Raw genomic sequence first — 15,788 nt, forward strand, 5'->3', positions numbered from 1 at the left:
TGTCCTTTTGCACCTCGGCTTCGGCGAACTTGCGGCCGATCAGGCGCTTGGCAGCGTAAATGGTGTTCTTGGGGTTGGTGACGGCCTGGCGCTTGGCAGATGCGCCCACCAGGATTTCGCCGTCTTCTTGATAGGCGACGATGGAGGGGGTGGTGCGGGCACCTTCGCTGTTTTCGATCACGCGGGTGTTGTTACCCTCCATGATGGCGACGCAGCTGTTCGTGGTGCCCAGGTCGATACCGATGATTTTTCCCATAATTCTCTCCGTAATCTGTTGAATGTTTGCTTGATTCGTCACTTGTGGGCGCTGTGGCGGGCTTCAAGAGCCGTCACTCACAATTTTTTGCCCTGGCGGTGGGGTTCGGGGTCCTGGCGCTTCAGCCCTGGGCCACGGTCACCAGGGCGGGGCGCAGGATGCGGTCGGCGATCACATAACCTTTTTGCAGAACGGCCACCACGGTGTTGGCGGGCTGGTCGGCCGGCACCATGGAGATGGCCTGGTGATGGTGGGGGTCGAACTTCTCGCCTGCGGCCGGGTTGATGGCAAGAACCTTGTTGCGCTCCAGGGCCGAAGTCAGCTGGCGCAGCGTGGCGTCCGAGCCTTCGCGGAGCTGCTCGGGCGTGGCGTTCTGGATGGCCAGGGCCGCATCCAGACTGTCGATCACGGGCAGCAGGCTTTCGGCAAAGCTCTCGATGCCGAACTTGCGCGCCTTGGCGACCTCCTCCTCGGCGCGGCGGCGCACGTTTTCCGCATCGGCCTTGGCGCGCAGATATTGGTCCGCCAGCTCGGCGCTCTTGGCCTTGAGTTCTTCCAGCTCTGCCTGCAGACGACCCAGTTCGTCCGACGCATTGGCTGCCAGAGCCGTTTCCAGTTCCTCGGGGCTGGCGTCGTTGATGGTGTTGGGGTTGTGGTTCTCGGTCATAGGTGGTGAAGGTTTCTCAAAACTTAAGACAATCTGTTTTCCAGATGCGTTCCGGCAGGCCTATTTCAAGACCTCTGCTGCACGACGGGAAAGAAGCGCGCAGCCGCTGGAGTGAACCTGCACGATTTGCGGAGCATTCTAGGAGAGTAAGTGCTTGTGATTTCAGGGCCTCTCGCCGTGATTGACCGCTGGCAGTCGCAGGTTTATAGGTCCCAGAGTGTACAGATAGTCTGCGACTCGGCTAGAATCTAACGTTTTGCCTTGCCGCACCGCTACAGACGCAGCGGGCGGCGTTTACCCAAAAGGAGTCGTCATGCGTCATTACGAAATCATTTTGTTGATCCATCCGGATCAAAGCGAACAAGTTCCCGCGATGCTGGAGCGCTACAAGGGCATGATTGCCGCTGGTGGCGGCAAGGTGCATCGCGAAGAAGACTGGGGCCGTCGTCAGCTGGCCTACATGATCAACAAGCTCGCCAAGGCTCACTACCTGTGCCTGAACATCGAAGCCGACCAGGCTGTGATGGCTGAACTGGAACACGCCTTCAAGTTCAACGATGCCGTGCTGCGTCACCTGACTGTGCAGAAGAAGAAGGCTGAAACAGCTGCTTCCGCCATGATGAAGAGCGTTGAGCGCGAAGAGGCACGCAAGGCCAACCAGGCCGAGCACGCTTAATAGCATCTGACACTGAAGGAGTGGAAAACCGCGTTGTATTGACGGGCCTTCTCGCAGAGCAAGCCGCTTTGCGCTACACGCCCGCCGGATTGCCTGCCCTGGATTTGCGAATTGAGCACAGTTCGCAGCAGCAAGAGCTCGGCAATGCGCGCAACGTGACTGCATCTGTCAAGGCTGTTGCCTTTGGCGCCCTGGCTGAAAAGCTGGCCCGCCAAGCCCCCGGTAGCCAATGGACCTTTCAGGGTTTTCTGGCCACGCCGCGCAATAGCAAGATGCTGGTTTTGCACATTCAGGATATTCAACAAAATTAATTTTCAAGAGGTCCAGCAATGGCCACGTTCAAGAAATTCAACAAGGACAAGCGTCCTAAGCGCAACACCCAGTCGCTGCTGTTCAAGCGCAAGCGTTTCTGCCGCTTCACCGTCGCCGGCGTCGAAGAAATCGACTACAAGGATGTCGACACCCTGCGTGACTTCATCGCCGAAAACGGCAAGATCGTGCCCGCACGCCTGACCGGCACGCGCGCCATCTACCAGCGTCAGCTGAACACAGCCATCAAGCGCGCTCGCTTCCTGGCTATGCTGCCCTACTCTGACCAGCACAAGATCTAAGGAGCACGACCATGCAAATCATTCTGCTCGAAAAGGTTGTGAACCTGGGTAACCTGGGCGATATCGTCAAGGTCAAGGACGGTTACGCACGTAACTTCCTGATCCCCTCCGGCGCTGCACGTCGTGCAACGGCTGCTGCCAAGGCTGAATTCGAAGCCAAGCGCGCTGAGCTGGAAAAGGCTGCTGCCGAAAAGCTGGCTGCCGCTCAGGAACTGAGCGAAAAGCTGAACGGCGTCAACGTGAAGATCACTCAGAAGGCTGGCGTTGACGGCCGTCTGTTCGGCTCCATCACCAACGCCGACATCGCTGAAGAGCTGGTCAAGGCCGGTTTTGCAGTGAACAAGTCCCAGGTGCGCATGCCCAACGGTCCCATCAAGACCGTTGGCGACGCCACTGTGGTGGTGGCTCTGCACACCGACGTGGCTGCCGAAGTGGCCATCTCCGTGTACGGCGACCACTCCTGATTCAGGCCCTGTCCTGAATTGGCAAAAAGCCGCCTTCGGGCGGTTTTTTGCTTTCTGGTAATTGTCTGTCTCCCCTGCGTCTTTATCGTCACCCGTCGTGACGTCGCCATCGCCTCCCGCTACGATGGAGGACTTGTTTCTAGGAGTCTCATGTCGTCAGTAATGCCCCCGCTTGATCTGCAAGATGATGCATTCGCCCCGGTTCCGCCCGCAGACCAGCAGGTGGCGCAACTGCGTGTGCCGCCGCACTCCATGGAGTCGGAATCTTCGGTGCTCGGTGGCCTTCTGCTGGACAACAATGCCTGGGAGCGCGTGGGTGACCTGCTGAGTGATGGCGACTTCTACCGGCATGAGCACAAGCTTATCTTCGAGGCCATCGGCAAGCTGATCAATGCCAGCAAGCCGGCCGACGTGATTACGGTCTATGAGCATTTGCAGGGCATGGGCAAGGCCGAGGAAGTCGGCGGCCTGATGTACCTGAACCAGCTGGCGCAATATGTTCCCAGTGCCAGCAATATCCGGCGCTATGCGGAAATCGTGCGCGAGCGTGCCATCTTGCGCAAGCTGGTCACGGCCAGCGACGATATCGCGACCAATGCCTTCAACCCGCAGGGCAAGACCGTGGAGCGCATTCTCGACGAGGCCGAGCAGAAGATCATGGCGATCGGCGAGGAGGGGGCGCGCAACAAGCAAGGCTTTCAGTCGCTCGATTCGCTGGTGGTGGACCTGCTGGACCGGGTCCAGGAGATGGCCGACAACCCCATGGACGTGACCGGCGTCCCCACGGGCTTTGTCGATCTGGATCGCATGACTTCGGGTCTGCAGGCTGGTGACATGGTGGTGCTGGCGGCGCGTCCCTCCATGGGCAAGACCTCGTTTGCGGTGAATATCGCCGAGCATGTGGCGCTGAATGAAGGTTTGCCGGTTGCCATCTTCTCCATGGAAATGGGTGCGGCCCAGCTGGCGGTTCGTATTGTCGGCTCCATTGGTCGCGTCAACCAGGGCAATCTGCGCACCGGCAAGCTCAGCGACGACGAGTGGCCGCGTCTGACAGAGGCGATCGAGCGCCTGCGCACGGTGTCGCTGCATATCGACGAAACGCCGGGCCTGTCCCCGACGGAGCTGCGTGCCAATGCGCGGCGTCTGGCGCGCCAGTGCGGAAAGCTCGGCCTGATCGTGGTCGACTACCTGCAGCTGATGAGCGGCTCGGGATCGGCGGCCAGCTCGGACAACCGTGCAACCGAGCTGGGCGAAATCTCGCGGGGCTTGAAGATGCTGGCCAAGGAACTGCAATGCCCGGTCATCGCGCTGTCCCAGCTCAACCGCTCGGTGGAGCAGCGTACCGACAAGCGCCCCATGATGTCCGACCTGCGTGAATCGGGCGCTATCGAACAGGATGCGGACATCATCATGTTCATCTACCGCGACGACTACTACAACAAGGAGAGCAAGGAGCCCAATATCGCCGAGGTCATCATCGGCAAGCAGCGTAACGGGCCGACAGGGACGGTGAAGCTCTTCTTCCAGAAGAACCAGACGCGTTTCGAGAATCTGGCGCAAGGCTACGGCACGGACGAATACTAAAAAACATAGCTTCTAGCGCTTGTAGCGTATGGATTTCAGAACTCTATGAATATGAAATCTATGAATAAAAAGCGCTGGCAGCTATCAAATTGAATGTGGATATAAGAAAAGCCCGCAAGGCACAGACCTTGCGGGCTTTGTTTTTGAGTGACTGCGCCGCTAGCGTGTGAACAGGTAGATGCCAAGACCCGCAACGCACAGCCCCAGCACGCCGCAGGCCCAGGCCAGGCGCTGAGCGCCTGTGCGCAGCGCGCCCACGGTGGCCACGATCTGGGCATTCTGCTGGGCCAGCTTCTCGATGATCTCGAGCGACTGTCGCTGCGATTGCTCCAGCTGGGCGATGCGCTCTTCGTGACGCTGGATCAGCAGCAGCGCCTGCTCGCCGGCGGAGGCCGGTGGCGAAACGCGTTGCCTGGCACTGTCCGCGCCGGCATCCTGCTCGCGCGCTTCGGCCTGGGCCTCCTTCTTCTTGAGCATGCCCTGGGCGGCCTTTACCACCTGGGGCGTCGCCTTGATGACCTCGCCCCAGGGCACGAGCTTGAGCGCAGCGATCCAGCTGGTCACTTACAGCACCTCGCTGGCGAAGTCCGCCAGGCGCGAGCGTTCGCCGCGCGCCAGGGTGATGTGGCCGCTGTGGGGCCAGCCCTTGAAGCGGTCCACCACATAGGTCAGGCCCGAGCTGCCTTCAGTCAGATAGGGGGTGTCGATCTGGGCCAGATTGCCCATGCAGATGATCTTGGTGCCGGGGCCGGCACGGGTGATCAGGGTCTTCATCTGCTTGGGCGTCAGATTCTGGGCCTCGTCGATGATGACGTACTTGTTCAGGAAGGTGCGACCGCGCATGAAGTTCATGCTCTTGATCTTGATGCGGCTGCGGATCAGCTCATTGGTGGCGGCGCGCCCCCATTCGCCGGCATTGCCGCCGTCACCCTTGGCCAGGAACTCCAGGTTGTCGTCCAGGGCGCCCATCCATGGACCCATTTTTTCCTCTTCGGTGCCGGGAAGGAAGCCGATATCCTCGCCCACGCTCACCGTGGCGCGGGTCATGATGATCTCGGTATAGCGGCGCTCGTCCAGCACCTGGGCCAGACCGGCCGCCAGGGCCAGCAGGGTCTTGCCGGTGCCGGCTGTGCCCGTCAGCGTGACAAAGTCGACCTCGGGGTTGACCAGCAGGTTCATGGCGAAGTTCTGCTCGCGATTGCGCGTGGAAACGCCCCAGACAGCATTCTTGGGATTGCCGAAGTCGCGCAGGGTCTTGAGCACGGCCGTCTTGTCGCGGATCTCGGTCACGCGCATGTAGAGACTGGGCTCGCCCGGTGCTTCGTAGTAGACGAACTGGTTGATCATCAGCTGGTCGACGATGGCGCCGCTGACGCGGTAGTAGGTGATGGCGCCTTCCTGCCAGCTCTCCACATTCTTGCCGGCCTTGGCCCAGAAGTCGTGAGGCAGGGCCAGGGCGCCCGAGTACAGCAGATCGCCGTCTTCCAGCACCTTGTCGTTCTGGTAGTCCTCGGCAGCCAGACCCAGGGCGCGCGCCTTGACGCGCATATTGATGTCCTTGGATACCAGTACGACTTCGCGGTCCTTGTGCTGCTCGCGCAAGGCGGCAACCACGCCGAGAATCTGGTTGTCCGCCTTGCCCTGGGGCAGGCTCTCGGGCAGGGATGCATCCAGGGGGTTGGTCTGGAAGTACAGCGTGCCGGTGGCGCTGCGCTGGCCCGTGGCATTGAGTGGCAGGCCTTTCTCCAGGCCGTCGGCGGGCTGGGAGGCAACCAGGGAGTCCAGCGTGCGGCTGACCTGGCGGCCGTTGCGCGCCACTTCGGTCATGCCCTTCTTGTGGTTGTCCAGCTCTTCCAGAACCACCATGGGCAGGAAGATATCGTGCTCTTCAAAGCGGAACAGGCTGCTGGGGTCGTGCAGCAGGACATTGGTGTCCAGCACGAACAGCGTGGTCGGGCCGCTGCGCGTATTGCGCGCACGGCGCGCAGGCTTGGCGGCCGTTTCGGCAGGTTTGGCAGGGGCTGCGGGTCCCGCCTTGGTTGCGACAGCCGGTGCTGCGGCAGCCGGTGCTGCGGCAGCCGGTGCTGCGGCAGCCGTCGCTGCAGTCTTGCGCGGCTTGGCGGTCGCTGTGGCCGAGGTGCCGGGCTTGCCGGTGCTGCGGCGCGGTCTGGTGGCTGCGGCAGCGGTCTGCGCAGCGGCGCTCGGTGCTGCTGCGGAGGAGGGGTTCAGATCCTCGTCAAGCTCTGCAGTCTGTCGGACAGACTTGCGGGTGGACGAAAAGGCTTCTGCGGGGAGCTTTGCGGCGCGATGGCCGGGTGCGGGGGGCAGGGGCATAGTGGACGAACCGTTCTCAACAAGATTCAAAAAGCACAAAGCCGCCTGGAAACCGAGGCGGCTTTGGTGGGGTGAACAGAGAATACTGCGTAGCACTGAGGCATGCCCCATTATGCATAGGCCGCGAGGGCCTGAACGCAGTATTTCCTGTTTTGCCTTGTTTAAAGACTTTGAAATACTTTGCGTGTAGATAATTGCAAGGTTTTCAGTCCCGGCGGGGCTCAGGCCACCTTCTTGTCCTGAGTCTTCAGGCTTTTGACGGCCTTGAGCACTTCGTCCACGTGGCCGGGAACCTTCAGACCGCGCCATTCCTGCATCAGGATGCCGTCGGCGCCGATCAGGAAGGTGGAGCGCTCGATGCCCTTGACCTTCTTGCCGTACATGATCTTGTTCTTGACCACGCCAAACATGTGGCACATCTTCTCTTCAGTGTCGGCAATCAGCTCGAACGGCAGTTCCAGCTTTTCCTTGAAGTCGTTGTGCGAGTTCATGTTGTCGCGCGACACGCCGAACACGGTGGCGCCAGCCTTCACGAAATCCTTGTACTTATCGCGGAATTGCATTGCTTCCGTGGTACAACCCGGCGTGTTGTCCTTGGGGTAGAAATACAGGATCAGAATCTGGCCGTTGTGCGAGGTGTTGGACACCTTGACGCCGCCGGTGGCGTTGGCTTCAAATTCTGGGAGTGGTTTGTTGACAACGATCGCCATGCGCTTGTATCTCTCGGGTGTGTTCGTTGAAATGCCGAGGGCGTCGGTGGTATTTTTGTTTTTATCAATCGATCGCCCCCAACCGCAACCTGCGATTTTACCCTGAAATACGTATTTCTCTCAATGCATGTTCCGAAGGCTATGCTAGGAGCAGGGCTGCGACCACATTGCGTCCTTCGCTGGCCAGAACGTTGTAAGTGCGGCAGGCCGATGCGGTGTCCATGCTCTCCAGGCCGATGCGTCTGTCGATCAGCGGCTTGAGCCAGGCCACAGGCGGAAAGCGGTTCTTGCTGCCGCTGCCAAAGAGCACGACTTCTGCATCCAGCGCGGCAAGTTGCTCGAAATGCTCGGCCGTCAGGTCTTCGAAACGCTGGCAGTTCCACTCGGCCAGCAGGCCGCGGGCCCCGACCAGCAGACTGGTTTCATGGTTTTGCTTGTCAACCGCGATCCAGCCCGGGCCGTAGCCGGTGATGGTCTGCGCATCGGATTTGTCTGCCTGGAATTTCATGGTCGAGAGTGTGCGCAATCGGCGCGCTGGACGGGGGCGATGGCTGCTGTCTCCATACAGAGAGGGTGGGGACATTGCTGCAGCGCGGAACTGTGCTTAAATTATAGGTTTCACCATGGCTCTTTATGCGCCCTGGCGTGCCTGAAATCCTTTTGCATTGATTCGCATGAAAACCGTTCAAAAATCCGCCAAGTTAGCAAACGTCTGTTACGACATCCGCGGGCCGATCATGGACGCGGCGAAGAAGATGGAGGACGACGGCCAGAAGATCATCAAGCTCAATATCGGCAATCTGGCCGTGTTCGGCTTCGATGCACCCGAGGAAGTGCAGCAGGACATGATCCGGAATCTGCCCAATTCGGCGGGCTATTCCGACAGCAAGGGCATTTTCGCGGCGCGCAAGGCCGTGATGCACGAAACCCAGCGCCAGGGCATCAAGGGCGTGACGCTGGACGATATCTATCTGGGCAATGGTGCTTCGGAGCTGATCACCCTGGCGACCAACGCGCTGCTGGACAACGGCGACGAGATGCTTCTGCCGGCGCCCGACTATCCGCTGTGGACGGCTGCCACCAGTCTGTCGGGCGGCACGCCGGTGCACTACATGTGCGACGAGGCCAATGGCTGGATGCCCAACATGGACGATATCCGCGCCAAGATCACGCCACGCACCAAGGGCATCGTCGTCATCAACCCCAACAACCCCACGGGCGCTCTGTACTCCCGGGAACTGCTGCTGCAGATCGTGGATCTGGCGCGCGAGCATGGCCTGGTCATCTTCGCCGACGAGGTCTACGACAAGGTGCTGTATGACGACGCCAAGCACACGCCTCTGGGGAGCCTGTCCATCGACGTGCTGACCATCACCTTCAATTCCCTGTCCAAGGCCTACCGCTCCTGCGGCTATCGTGCGGGCTGGATGGTGATCTCGGGCGACAAAAAGCCTGCCAGGGATTACATCGAGGGCCTGAACATGCTCTCCAACATGCGCCTGTGCGCCAATGTGCCCGGCCAATGGGCCGTACAGACGGCGCTGGGCGGTCACCAGAGCATCGATTCCCTGGTGCAGGAGGGCGGCCGCCTGCGCGTGCAGCGTGATCTGGCCTGGGAGCTGATCAACGCCATTCCCGGCGTGAGCTGCGTCAAGCCCCAGGGCGCGCTGTACATGTTCCCGCGCCTTGATCCGGCCGTCTACCCTATCGAGGATGATCAGGAGTTCTTCCTCGAAGTGCTGCAGGAAACCAAGGTGATGCTGGTGCAGGGTACGGGGTTCAACTGGCCCGAGCCCGATCACTTTCGCATCGTGTTTCTGCCGCATGAGGCGGATCTGCGCGAGGCCATCAACCGGCTGGCAACCTTCCTCGAGAAGTACCGCAAGCGCCATGGCACGGACAAGCCCAAGGCCGTGCCGACAGAAAAGGCACTCAAGCCGGCCAAGGCAGAGAAAGCCGCTTAACACATCTTTTTGATAGCTGATGGCGCTTGATTTTCAAGCGCCTCAGCGCTTTTTGACCTTAGAACTTATGAAACCCATCCAAGTAGGCCTGTTGGGCATTGGCACCGTAGGCAGCGGTACTTTCAATGTGCTGGAACGCAATCAAGACGAGATTCGCCGTCGTGCGGGTCGTGGCATTGAAATTACCATGGTTGCCGACTTGGATACCGAACGCGCCAGGAGCGTGGTGGGTGACAAGGCCAAGGTGGTGGGCGATGCGCGTGAAGTCATCGCCAACCCCGATATCGATGTGGTGGTCGAGCTGATCGGTGGCTACGGCATTGCCAAGGCACTGGTGCTGGAGGCCATCGCCGCAGGCAAGCATGTGGTGACCGCCAACAAGGCACTGCTGGCCGTGCACGGCACGGAAATCTTCAAGGCCGCGGCCGAGAAGGGCGTGATGGTGGCCTATGAGGCTGCCGTGGCCGGTGGCATTCCCATCATCAAGGCCCTGCGCGAAGGCCTGACCGCCAACTCCATCCAGTGGGTGGCGGGCATCATCAATGGCACCACCAACTTCATCCTGTCCGAAATGCGCGACAAAGGCCTGGACTTCGACGTGGTGCTCAAGGAAGCACAGCGTCTGGGCTATGCCGAAGCCGACCCCACTTTCGACATCGAGGGTGTGGACGCTGCCCACAAGGCCACGCTGATGAGCGCGATTGCCTTCGGCATTCCCGTGCAGTTCGACAAGGCCTATGTGGAAGGCATCACCAAGCTGGCCGGTGCCGATATCCGTTACGCCGAGCAACTGGGCTACCGCATCAAGCTGCTGGGCATCACCAAGCGCACGGACAAGGGCATCGAGCTGCGTGTGCACCCCTCGCTGGTGCCTTCCAAGCGTTTGATCGCCAATGTGGAAGGCGCGATGAACGCCGTGGTCGTGAACGGCGATGCCGTGGGCACCACGCTGTACTACGGCAAGGGCGCAGGCTCCGAGCCAACGGCTTCGGCCGTGGTGGCCGACCTGGTGGATATCGCCCGCATGGACGGCTCCGATCCTGCCCACCGCGTGCCTGCCCTGGCCTTCCAGAGCAGCAGCCTGGCTGCCGCCGGCAGCGAGCTGCCGGTGCTGCCCATGGCCGAGGTCGTGACCAGCTACTACCTGCGCATCCGCGTGGCTGACGAAGCCGGAGTGCTGGCCAAGATCACCGGCCTGCTGGCCGGTGCCGGCATCAGCATCGATGCGGTGCTGCAGCGCGAGGCCGATGAAGTGGGCGGCGAAGGCTCGACCCAGACCGACCTGATCATCCTCACGCACGACACGCGCGAAGGGGATATGGACAAGGCGCTGGCCGAAATCCAGGGCCTGCCCACGGTGCTGGCGCCCATCACCCGCATCCGCAAGGAAGAGCTGAACTAAGGACTTGAGCATGTACCGTCGCACTCAAACCGGTTTATTCCCTGTTCAGTGCGGTGTCGGTATTGCAAACCCCTTCAAAGGCTGGCGCCCCATGGCGCCAGCCTTTTTGCTTTGGGTGGCAGCGGGTGCGCAAGCGGCGCCCGTCGATGTCTATCGTGGCACGCTGGGTGGCTCGGCGGTGGTGATGGAGCTGGGCCAGCCGGGTGCGGATGGTGAACGCCAGGGGCGCTATTTCTATCTGCGCCATGGAGTGGATATTCCGCTCCGGGGCGCGCTGAATGCGCTGTCTGAGGCACGTCCTTTGAATAACGACTGGGCGCGTGAAAGCGGTGGCGAGCCTCCCGTGTTGACCGACTCCCAACAGCGCCGCATCGTTTGGCAACTGCGCCAGCAAGGCAGTGCTTTGGCAGGTGAGTGGGTGGATGATATTCATGGCAAAAAACTGCCGCTAGCCCTTACCCATATTGCGCAGTACGACCCTGAAAAGATAGCGCCATTCGGTGTGGAGGCTGTGACGTTGGCGATTGTGCAAGGTGCGGGCAGCGGTATTGCATCGGGCGTTGCCATCTCGGCACAGGCCACGCCCTACGACTATCTGAAAGTGGCCGAGCAAAAGCTGGAGCAGGGCAAGGAAGTGGTGGTCAGTCCCACTCTGGCCTGGAGGCCGGTGCGCGACGCGCGTACCCAATTCTGGTATCCGCGCCTCACGCGCCATCCGGATAGCAAAATTCTGGCGCAGACCAATACCGTTCTGGAGCAGCGCCACTGGGGCATGAGCCTGGAGGCGCTGGCCTGTGTGGGTTCGATCTACCAGAACGCTGGTCCGGCGGCAGGCTCGCTGGGGGACTTCAATAACGAGTCGATCAAGGTGACCTACCTCTCAAGCGCCTTGATGAGTGTGGTGGAGTCCGGTTCAACCGGTTGCGGCGGCGCGCATCCCAACAATCATTACGACCCCTTTGTGCTGGACTTGCTGCGGGGCGGCTATATGGACTTCACCCGCCTGCTCAAGGACGTGAGATATGGCGAGTACAAGCTGGAATACGGTGATCGGCTGTCGCGTTTTCTGAGCAAGGCAGTGAGCCGGTATTCCGAGGATGACCAGGAGTGCACCGAGCTCTTGCCTCAGTACATGGCGCTGATGTTCGACAAGCCTGACAAGATGAGTTTTGTGATTTCGGGCATAGGCCATGCCATGGGAGTGTGCCTGGGCAGTGGCGTCAGTGTCCCGTTCAAGGAGCTGAAGCCCTATATCAAGCCGGGGGCGCAGCGCTATTTCCAACCCTGAGTCCCCGTTCAGGGCGATATGAGGCAATGGCGTTGGCCGGTCTCTGCATTCGCGCGCAGTCAAATCGGGCTTGCTGACCGATAATGGCCGGCTTGGCGGCACGACTTCTGTCCGTTTGGCTGCTGGTTCCGAATTTTAGTTTTTGGCGAGTTTGAGATGCTGTATCTGTCCACCCGCGGCCATGCTGACCGCAAGCGTTTTTGCGACATTTTGCTCGAAGGTCTGGCTCCCGATGGCGGCCTGTACCTGCCCGTCGAGTATCCCCGGATCGACGATGCCAAGCTGAGCCAGCTGCGCGAGACGCTGGCCACCAAGGGCTATGCGGCCCTGGCCTTCGAGATTCTGTCGCTCTATATCGACGACATTCCGGCCGAAGATCTTCGCGCCCTGTGTGCCAAGACCTATACCAAGGAAGTTTTTGGCAGCGACGCCATCGTGCCCGTGCGCCAGCTCGACGGCGTGCTGCACATCGAAGCCCTGTCCAACGGCCCCACGCTGGCCTTCAAGGACATGGCCATGCAGCTGCTGGGCAATCTGTTCGAGTACGAGTTGGCCCGCCGCAACGAAGAACTGAACATCCTGGGCGCCACCAGCGGGGACACCGGCAGCGCGGCCGAATATGCCATGCGCGGCAAGAAGGGCGTGCGCGTCTTCATGACCAGCCCCCACGGTCGCATGAGTCCTTTCCAGCAGGCGCAGATGTTCAGCCTGCAGGATGAGAACATCCACAACATCGCCATCGAAGGCGTGTTTGACGACTGCCAGGACATCGTCAAGGCGGTCTCCAACGACCACGCCTTCAAGGCCCGCTACAAGATCGGCACCGTCAACTCCATCAACTGGGCGCGTCTGCTGGCCCAGGTGGTCTACTACTTCGCCGGCTATCTGCAGGCCACCCGCTCCAATGACCAGAAGGTGAGCTTCACCGTGCCGTCGGGCAACTTCGGCAATATCTGTGCAGGCCATGTGGCACGCCAGATGGGCCTGCCGATTGCCAAGCTGGTCGTGGCCACCAATGAGAACGATGTGCTGGACGAGTTCTTCCGCACCGGCGTCTACCAGGTGCGAGGCTCGGCCAATACCTACGAGACATCGAGCCCCTCGATGGACATCTCCAAAGCCAGCAATTTCGAGCGCTTTGTGTTCGACCTGGTGGGGCGCGACGGCGAGCGCACCAGGCAACTGTTTTCCGAAGGCGTGGCCAAGGCGGGCAAGTTCGATCTGAGTTCCGATCCCGCCTTCAGGGATGCGGCCGGCAAGTACGGTTTTGCGAGCGGCAAGAGCACGCATGCCGACCGTCTGGCCACGATCAAGGACACCTTCGAGCGCTTCGGGCAGATGATCGATACCCACACCGCCGACGGCGTGAAGGTGGCGCGTGAGCATCTGGGGACCGAACCCATGCTGGTGCTGGAAACCGCCTTGCCCATCAAGTTTGCCGCGACGATTGAAGAGGCGCTCGGCCGCCAGCCCGACCGTCCCGCCAAGTTCAACGGCATTGAAGACCTGCCCAAGCGCGTGGTCGTCATGGCCTGCGACGTGGACAAGGTCAAGGCTTTTATTGCAGAAAACTGCAAATAAAGCCTTGCAGCGTTAAGCTTGATAAGCACCTGTGGCTTGGCGACAGGTGCTTTTTTCTTTGAATGAGATTGGCATTTGCGCTTAACCATCCAGCGTTGGCAGCTCTCAAAAGCATATTGAAATCAAGATGAAGGTCATAGGCATTGCCGGATATTCGGGCGCGGGCAAGACCATGCTGGTCGAGGCGCTGGTGGCGCTGATGAGGCAGCGCGGCCTCAAAGTCTCGGTCATCAAGCATGCCCACCATGACTTCGATGTGGATCGCGAGGGCAAGGACAGCTGGCGGCATCGCAAGGCGGGAGCCTATGAGGTGCTGCTCGCGTCCGACCGGCGTATGGCGCTGATGCGCGAATACGAGCAGCCCGCGCCATTGAACGTGCGCGAACTGCTGGCACAGCTGGACCCCATCGTGGACTGGGTGCTGGTCGAAGGTTTCAAGCATGGCGAGCTGCCCAGGATCGAGGTCTGGCGGCTGCAGCAGGACAGGCTGGACAAGGGCAAAACCCTGGAGCCGCTGTATCCCCGTGATTCTCGGGTGCTTGCCGTGGCCACCGATTCGGCCCATGACCTGCCGCAGACGCCCTTTCAGCCCGTGCTGGATCTGAACCAGCCCCAGCAGGTGCTGCAATGGCTGCTGGCCCATGCGGATTCCCTGCAATACAAGAACTAAGGAAAGACACAGCAATGCAAGCACCACAGACGCCCCGCAAGCCCCTCAAGCCGCTGGATGAAGCCCTGCAGGAGTTGCTGGCCCATGCACAGCCTCAGTCGGGCGCACAGATGGTGGACACCTTTGATGCCGATGGCCGCGTGCTGTTGCAGGCCGCCGTCTCGCCGCTGCAGGTGCCGCCTCAGGACAATTCGGCCATGGACGGCTATGCCGTGCGCGCCGCCGAATGTGCCGACGGTGCAGCCGTTCTGCCGGTGTCGCAGCGCATCCCCGCCGGCACCTCGCCCGAGGCGCTGGCTGCAGGCTCTGTCGCCCGCATCTTCACGGGCGCGCCCGTGCCTGCCGGAGCCGATGCCATCGTGATGCAGGAAGACTGTGAACCGCTTGAAGACGGCCGTGTGCGCATCAAGGCCGCGCCCAGAACGGGGCAGTGGATTCGCCGCGCGGGCGAAGATATCAGGCAAGGTGCCACCGTGATTGAAGCCGGCACCCGTCTCACGCCGGCCCACCTGGGTCTGGCTGCCAGCATGGGATTTGCCTGCCTGAAGGTGGCGCGCAAGCCGCGCGTGGCGTTGTTTTCCACCGGCGATGAACTGGTCATGCCCGGTACCGTGGCGCCCCAGGACATGCCGGCGGGCAGCATCTACAACAGCAACCGCTTCTTTCTGCGGGCTTTGCTGCTGCGCATGGGCTGCGAGGTGACGGATCTGGGCATTGTTCCCGACGACCGCGAGGCCACGATTGCCGCGCTGGCCGATGCCGCCATGGACCATGATGTGATCGTCACGAGCGGCGGTGTCTCCGTGGGCGAGGAAGACCACATCAAGCCCGCGGTGCAGGCGCTGGGGCAGCTGGATCTCTGGCAGATCGCCATCAAGCCCGGAAAGCCGTTTGCCTATGGTCGCGTCCATCGCGAATCCGGCACGGGCTTTGCGCACTTTATCGGACTGCCGGGGAACCCGGTCTCCAGCTTTGTGACCTTCCAGGTGCTGGTGCGACCCTTTTTGCTGCGCCTTCAAGGGGTGCAGCAGGTGCTGCCGCGTGCCATCGAGGCGCGCGCCGATTTCGAGTGGCCAAAGGGCGACAAGCGCAGAGAGTTTTTGCGGGTGCGCTACAACGGGCGAGGCGGGCTGGAACTGTTTGCAAACCAGAGCTCGGGCGTGCTGACTTCCACGGCCTGGGGTGACGGTGTGGTGGACAACCCTGCCGGCACCACGATTGCCATGGGAGACAGCGTGCGCTTCATCCCGTTTGCCGAACTCATGGCCTGATGGAGTTGGAGATGAAGACCGTTACGATTCGATATTTCGCCTCTATCCGGGAGGCCTTGGGCACGGGCAGCGAAAGCCTGCAGACCCCGGTCGTCACCGTGGGCGCATTGCGCGAGCAACTGATGAGCCGCAGCGATGCGGCTGCCCAGGTGCTGGCAGCCGGCAAGGCTGTGCGCATGGCGCTGAACCAGGAGATCTGCGATGGCGATGCCGTGCTCGGCGATGGCGACGAAGTGGCATTTTTTCCGCCTGTGACGGGCGGCTGATGCGTTTTTGAGCGCACGGCGGAACCGCCGTGGCGCCTTGTCCG

Annotated in this window: 18 protein-coding genes; 12 read left to right on the forward strand and 6 right to left on the reverse strand. The window is 61.1% G+C overall.

The window, feature by feature from the left end; all coding sequences use genetic code 11:
- A partial coding sequence (locus E2583_RS13500) for an Hsp70 family protein (RefSeq protein WP_291596530.1) occupies positions 1-256 on the reverse strand: 256 nt, incomplete at its 3' end.
- A 121-nt stretch (positions 257-377) separates the two neighbouring features.
- Positions 378-923, reverse strand: a complete 546-nt coding sequence (grpE, locus tag E2583_RS13505) for a nucleotide exchange factor GrpE (protein WP_291596531.1) — start codon at positions 921-923, stop codon at positions 378-380.
- Between the two features lie 313 nt (positions 924-1,236).
- Here grpE and rpsF point away from each other — a divergent pair, with 313 nt between their 5' ends.
- The 5 genes from rpsF (at position 1,237) to dnaB (ending at position 4,258) form a co-directional block, all read left to right on the forward strand.
- Positions 1,237-1,599 carry a 30S ribosomal protein S6 gene (gene rpsF, locus E2583_RS13510; RefSeq protein ID WP_003064289.1) on the forward strand — a complete coding sequence of 121 codons (363 nt, stop codon included), beginning with the start codon at positions 1,237-1,239 and terminating at the stop codon, positions 1,597-1,599.
- Positions 1,600-1,619: 20 nt separating this feature from the next.
- Positions 1,620-1,910, forward strand: coding sequence for a primosomal replication protein N (gene priB / locus E2583_RS13515; RefSeq protein ID WP_291596532.1), 291 nt, complete (start codon positions 1,620-1,622; stop codon positions 1,908-1,910).
- Positions 1,911-1,928: 18 nt separating this feature from the next.
- Entirely contained in the window at positions 1,929-2,210 is a 282-nt protein-coding gene (rpsR, locus tag E2583_RS13520; RefSeq protein ID WP_003057920.1) for a 30S ribosomal protein S18, read from the forward strand.
- 11 nt (positions 2,211-2,221) lie between these two features.
- A complete protein-coding gene (gene rplI / locus E2583_RS13525) occupies positions 2,222-2,674 on the forward strand; it encodes a 50S ribosomal protein L9 (protein WP_291596533.1) in 453 nt (150 codons plus the stop codon).
- Positions 2,675-2,824: 150 nt separating this feature from the next.
- Positions 2,825-4,258, forward strand: a complete 1,434-nt coding sequence (gene dnaB, locus E2583_RS13530; protein ID WP_291596534.1) for a replicative DNA helicase — start codon at positions 2,825-2,827, stop codon at positions 4,256-4,258.
- A gap of 159 nt (positions 4,259-4,417) precedes the next feature.
- On the opposite strand, the gene E2583_RS13535 is transcribed toward dnaB, so the two are convergent.
- From E2583_RS13535 to E2583_RS13550, 4 genes are all read right to left on the reverse strand, one after another.
- On the reverse strand, positions 4,418-4,822 hold the full coding sequence (locus tag E2583_RS13535) for a hypothetical protein (RefSeq protein WP_291596535.1): 405 nt from the start codon (positions 4,820-4,822) through the stop codon (positions 4,418-4,420).
- Positions 4,823-6,592 carry a PhoH family protein gene (locus E2583_RS13540; RefSeq protein ID WP_291596536.1) on the reverse strand — a complete coding sequence of 590 codons (1,770 nt, stop codon included), beginning with the start codon at positions 6,590-6,592 and terminating at the stop codon, positions 4,823-4,825.
- 221 nt (positions 6,593-6,813) lie between these two features.
- Positions 6,814-7,302: a peroxiredoxin gene (locus E2583_RS13545; protein WP_003057908.1), complete on the reverse strand. Its 489-nt coding sequence runs from the start codon at positions 7,300-7,302 to the stop codon at positions 6,814-6,816.
- Positions 7,303-7,441: 139 nt separating this feature from the next.
- A complete protein-coding gene (locus E2583_RS13550; RefSeq protein ID WP_291596537.1) occupies positions 7,442-7,810 on the reverse strand; it encodes an Mth938-like domain-containing protein in 369 nt (122 codons plus the stop codon).
- A gap of 166 nt (positions 7,811-7,976) precedes the next feature.
- Here E2583_RS13550 and E2583_RS13555 point away from each other — a divergent pair, with 166 nt between their 5' ends.
- The 7 genes from E2583_RS13555 to moaD all read left to right on the forward strand — a co-directional run bounded on the left by E2583_RS13555 (position 7,977) and on the right by moaD (position 15,744).
- Positions 7,977-9,266, forward strand: a complete 1,290-nt coding sequence (locus tag E2583_RS13555; RefSeq protein ID WP_291596538.1) for a pyridoxal phosphate-dependent aminotransferase — start codon at positions 7,977-7,979, stop codon at positions 9,264-9,266.
- A gap of 67 nt (positions 9,267-9,333) precedes the next feature.
- Positions 9,334-10,668, forward strand: a complete 1,335-nt coding sequence (locus E2583_RS13560) for a homoserine dehydrogenase (protein WP_291596539.1) — start codon at positions 9,334-9,336, stop codon at positions 10,666-10,668.
- A 91-nt stretch (positions 10,669-10,759) separates the two neighbouring features.
- Positions 10,760-11,956 carry a hypothetical protein gene (locus E2583_RS13565; protein ID WP_291596540.1) on the forward strand — a complete coding sequence of 399 codons (1,197 nt, stop codon included), beginning with the start codon at positions 10,760-10,762 and terminating at the stop codon, positions 11,954-11,956.
- 156 nt (positions 11,957-12,112) lie between these two features.
- The gene (gene thrC, locus E2583_RS13570; RefSeq protein WP_291596541.1) at positions 12,113-13,537 is read left to right on the forward strand and encodes a threonine synthase; all 1,425 of its coding nucleotides are present in this window, start codon (positions 12,113-12,115) and stop codon (positions 13,535-13,537) included.
- Between the two features lie 127 nt (positions 13,538-13,664).
- Entirely contained in the window at positions 13,665-14,207 is a 543-nt protein-coding gene (gene mobB, locus E2583_RS13575) for a molybdopterin-guanine dinucleotide biosynthesis protein B (RefSeq protein WP_291596542.1), read from the forward strand.
- Positions 14,208-14,221: 14 nt separating this feature from the next.
- Positions 14,222-15,478 (forward strand): gephyrin-like molybdotransferase Glp, encoded by a 1,257-nt coding sequence (glp, locus tag E2583_RS13580; protein WP_291596543.1) that lies wholly within the window; start codon positions 14,222-14,224, stop codon positions 15,476-15,478.
- A gap of 11 nt (positions 15,479-15,489) precedes the next feature.
- Complete coding sequence (gene moaD / locus E2583_RS13585) at positions 15,490-15,744, forward strand: molybdopterin converting factor subunit 1 (RefSeq protein WP_291596544.1); 255 nt, start codon at positions 15,490-15,492, stop codon at positions 15,742-15,744.
- Positions 15,745-15,788: the final 44 nt, after the last annotated feature.

This window comes from Comamonas sp. (assembly GCF_009360615.1).
GTDB lineage: Bacteria > Pseudomonadota > Gammaproteobacteria > Burkholderiales > Burkholderiaceae_C > Comamonas.

What these genes read in the sequence shown, in the direction of transcription:
- grpE (WP_291596531.1), bottom strand. Translation starts at nt 923, where the DNA reads ATGACCGAGAACCACAACCCCAACACCATCAACGACGCCAGCCCCGAG.
- rpsF (WP_003064289.1), top strand. Translation starts at nt 1,237, where the DNA reads ATGCGTCATTACGAAATCATTTTGTTGATCCATCCGGATCAAAGCGAA.
- rpsR (WP_003057920.1), top strand. Translation starts at nt 1,929, where the DNA reads ATGGCCACGTTCAAGAAATTCAACAAGGACAAGCGTCCTAAGCGCAAC.
- rplI (WP_291596533.1), top strand. Translation starts at nt 2,222, where the DNA reads ATGCAAATCATTCTGCTCGAAAAGGTTGTGAACCTGGGTAACCTGGGC.
- dnaB (WP_291596534.1), top strand. Translation starts at nt 2,825, where the DNA reads ATGTCGTCAGTAATGCCCCCGCTTGATCTGCAAGATGATGCATTCGCC.
- E2583_RS13540 (WP_291596536.1), bottom strand. Translation starts at nt 6,592, where the DNA reads ATGCCCCTGCCCCCCGCACCCGGCCATCGCGCCGCAAAGCTCCCCGCA.
- E2583_RS13545 (WP_003057908.1), bottom strand. Translation starts at nt 7,302, where the DNA reads ATGGCGATCGTTGTCAACAAACCACTCCCAGAATTTGAAGCCAACGCC.
- E2583_RS13550 (WP_291596537.1), bottom strand. Translation starts at nt 7,810, where the DNA reads ATGAAATTCCAGGCAGACAAATCCGATGCGCAGACCATCACCGGCTAC.
- E2583_RS13555 (WP_291596538.1), top strand. Translation starts at nt 7,977, where the DNA reads ATGAAAACCGTTCAAAAATCCGCCAAGTTAGCAAACGTCTGTTACGAC.
- E2583_RS13560 (WP_291596539.1), top strand. Translation starts at nt 9,334, where the DNA reads ATGAAACCCATCCAAGTAGGCCTGTTGGGCATTGGCACCGTAGGCAGC.
- E2583_RS13565 (WP_291596540.1), top strand. Translation starts at nt 10,760, where the DNA reads ATGGCGCCAGCCTTTTTGCTTTGGGTGGCAGCGGGTGCGCAAGCGGCG.
- thrC (WP_291596541.1), top strand. Translation starts at nt 12,113, where the DNA reads ATGCTGTATCTGTCCACCCGCGGCCATGCTGACCGCAAGCGTTTTTGC.
- mobB (WP_291596542.1), top strand. Translation starts at nt 13,665, where the DNA reads ATGAAGGTCATAGGCATTGCCGGATATTCGGGCGCGGGCAAGACCATG.
- glp (WP_291596543.1), top strand. Translation starts at nt 14,222, where the DNA reads ATGCAAGCACCACAGACGCCCCGCAAGCCCCTCAAGCCGCTGGATGAA.
- moaD (WP_291596544.1), top strand. Translation starts at nt 15,490, where the DNA reads ATGAAGACCGTTACGATTCGATATTTCGCCTCTATCCGGGAGGCCTTG.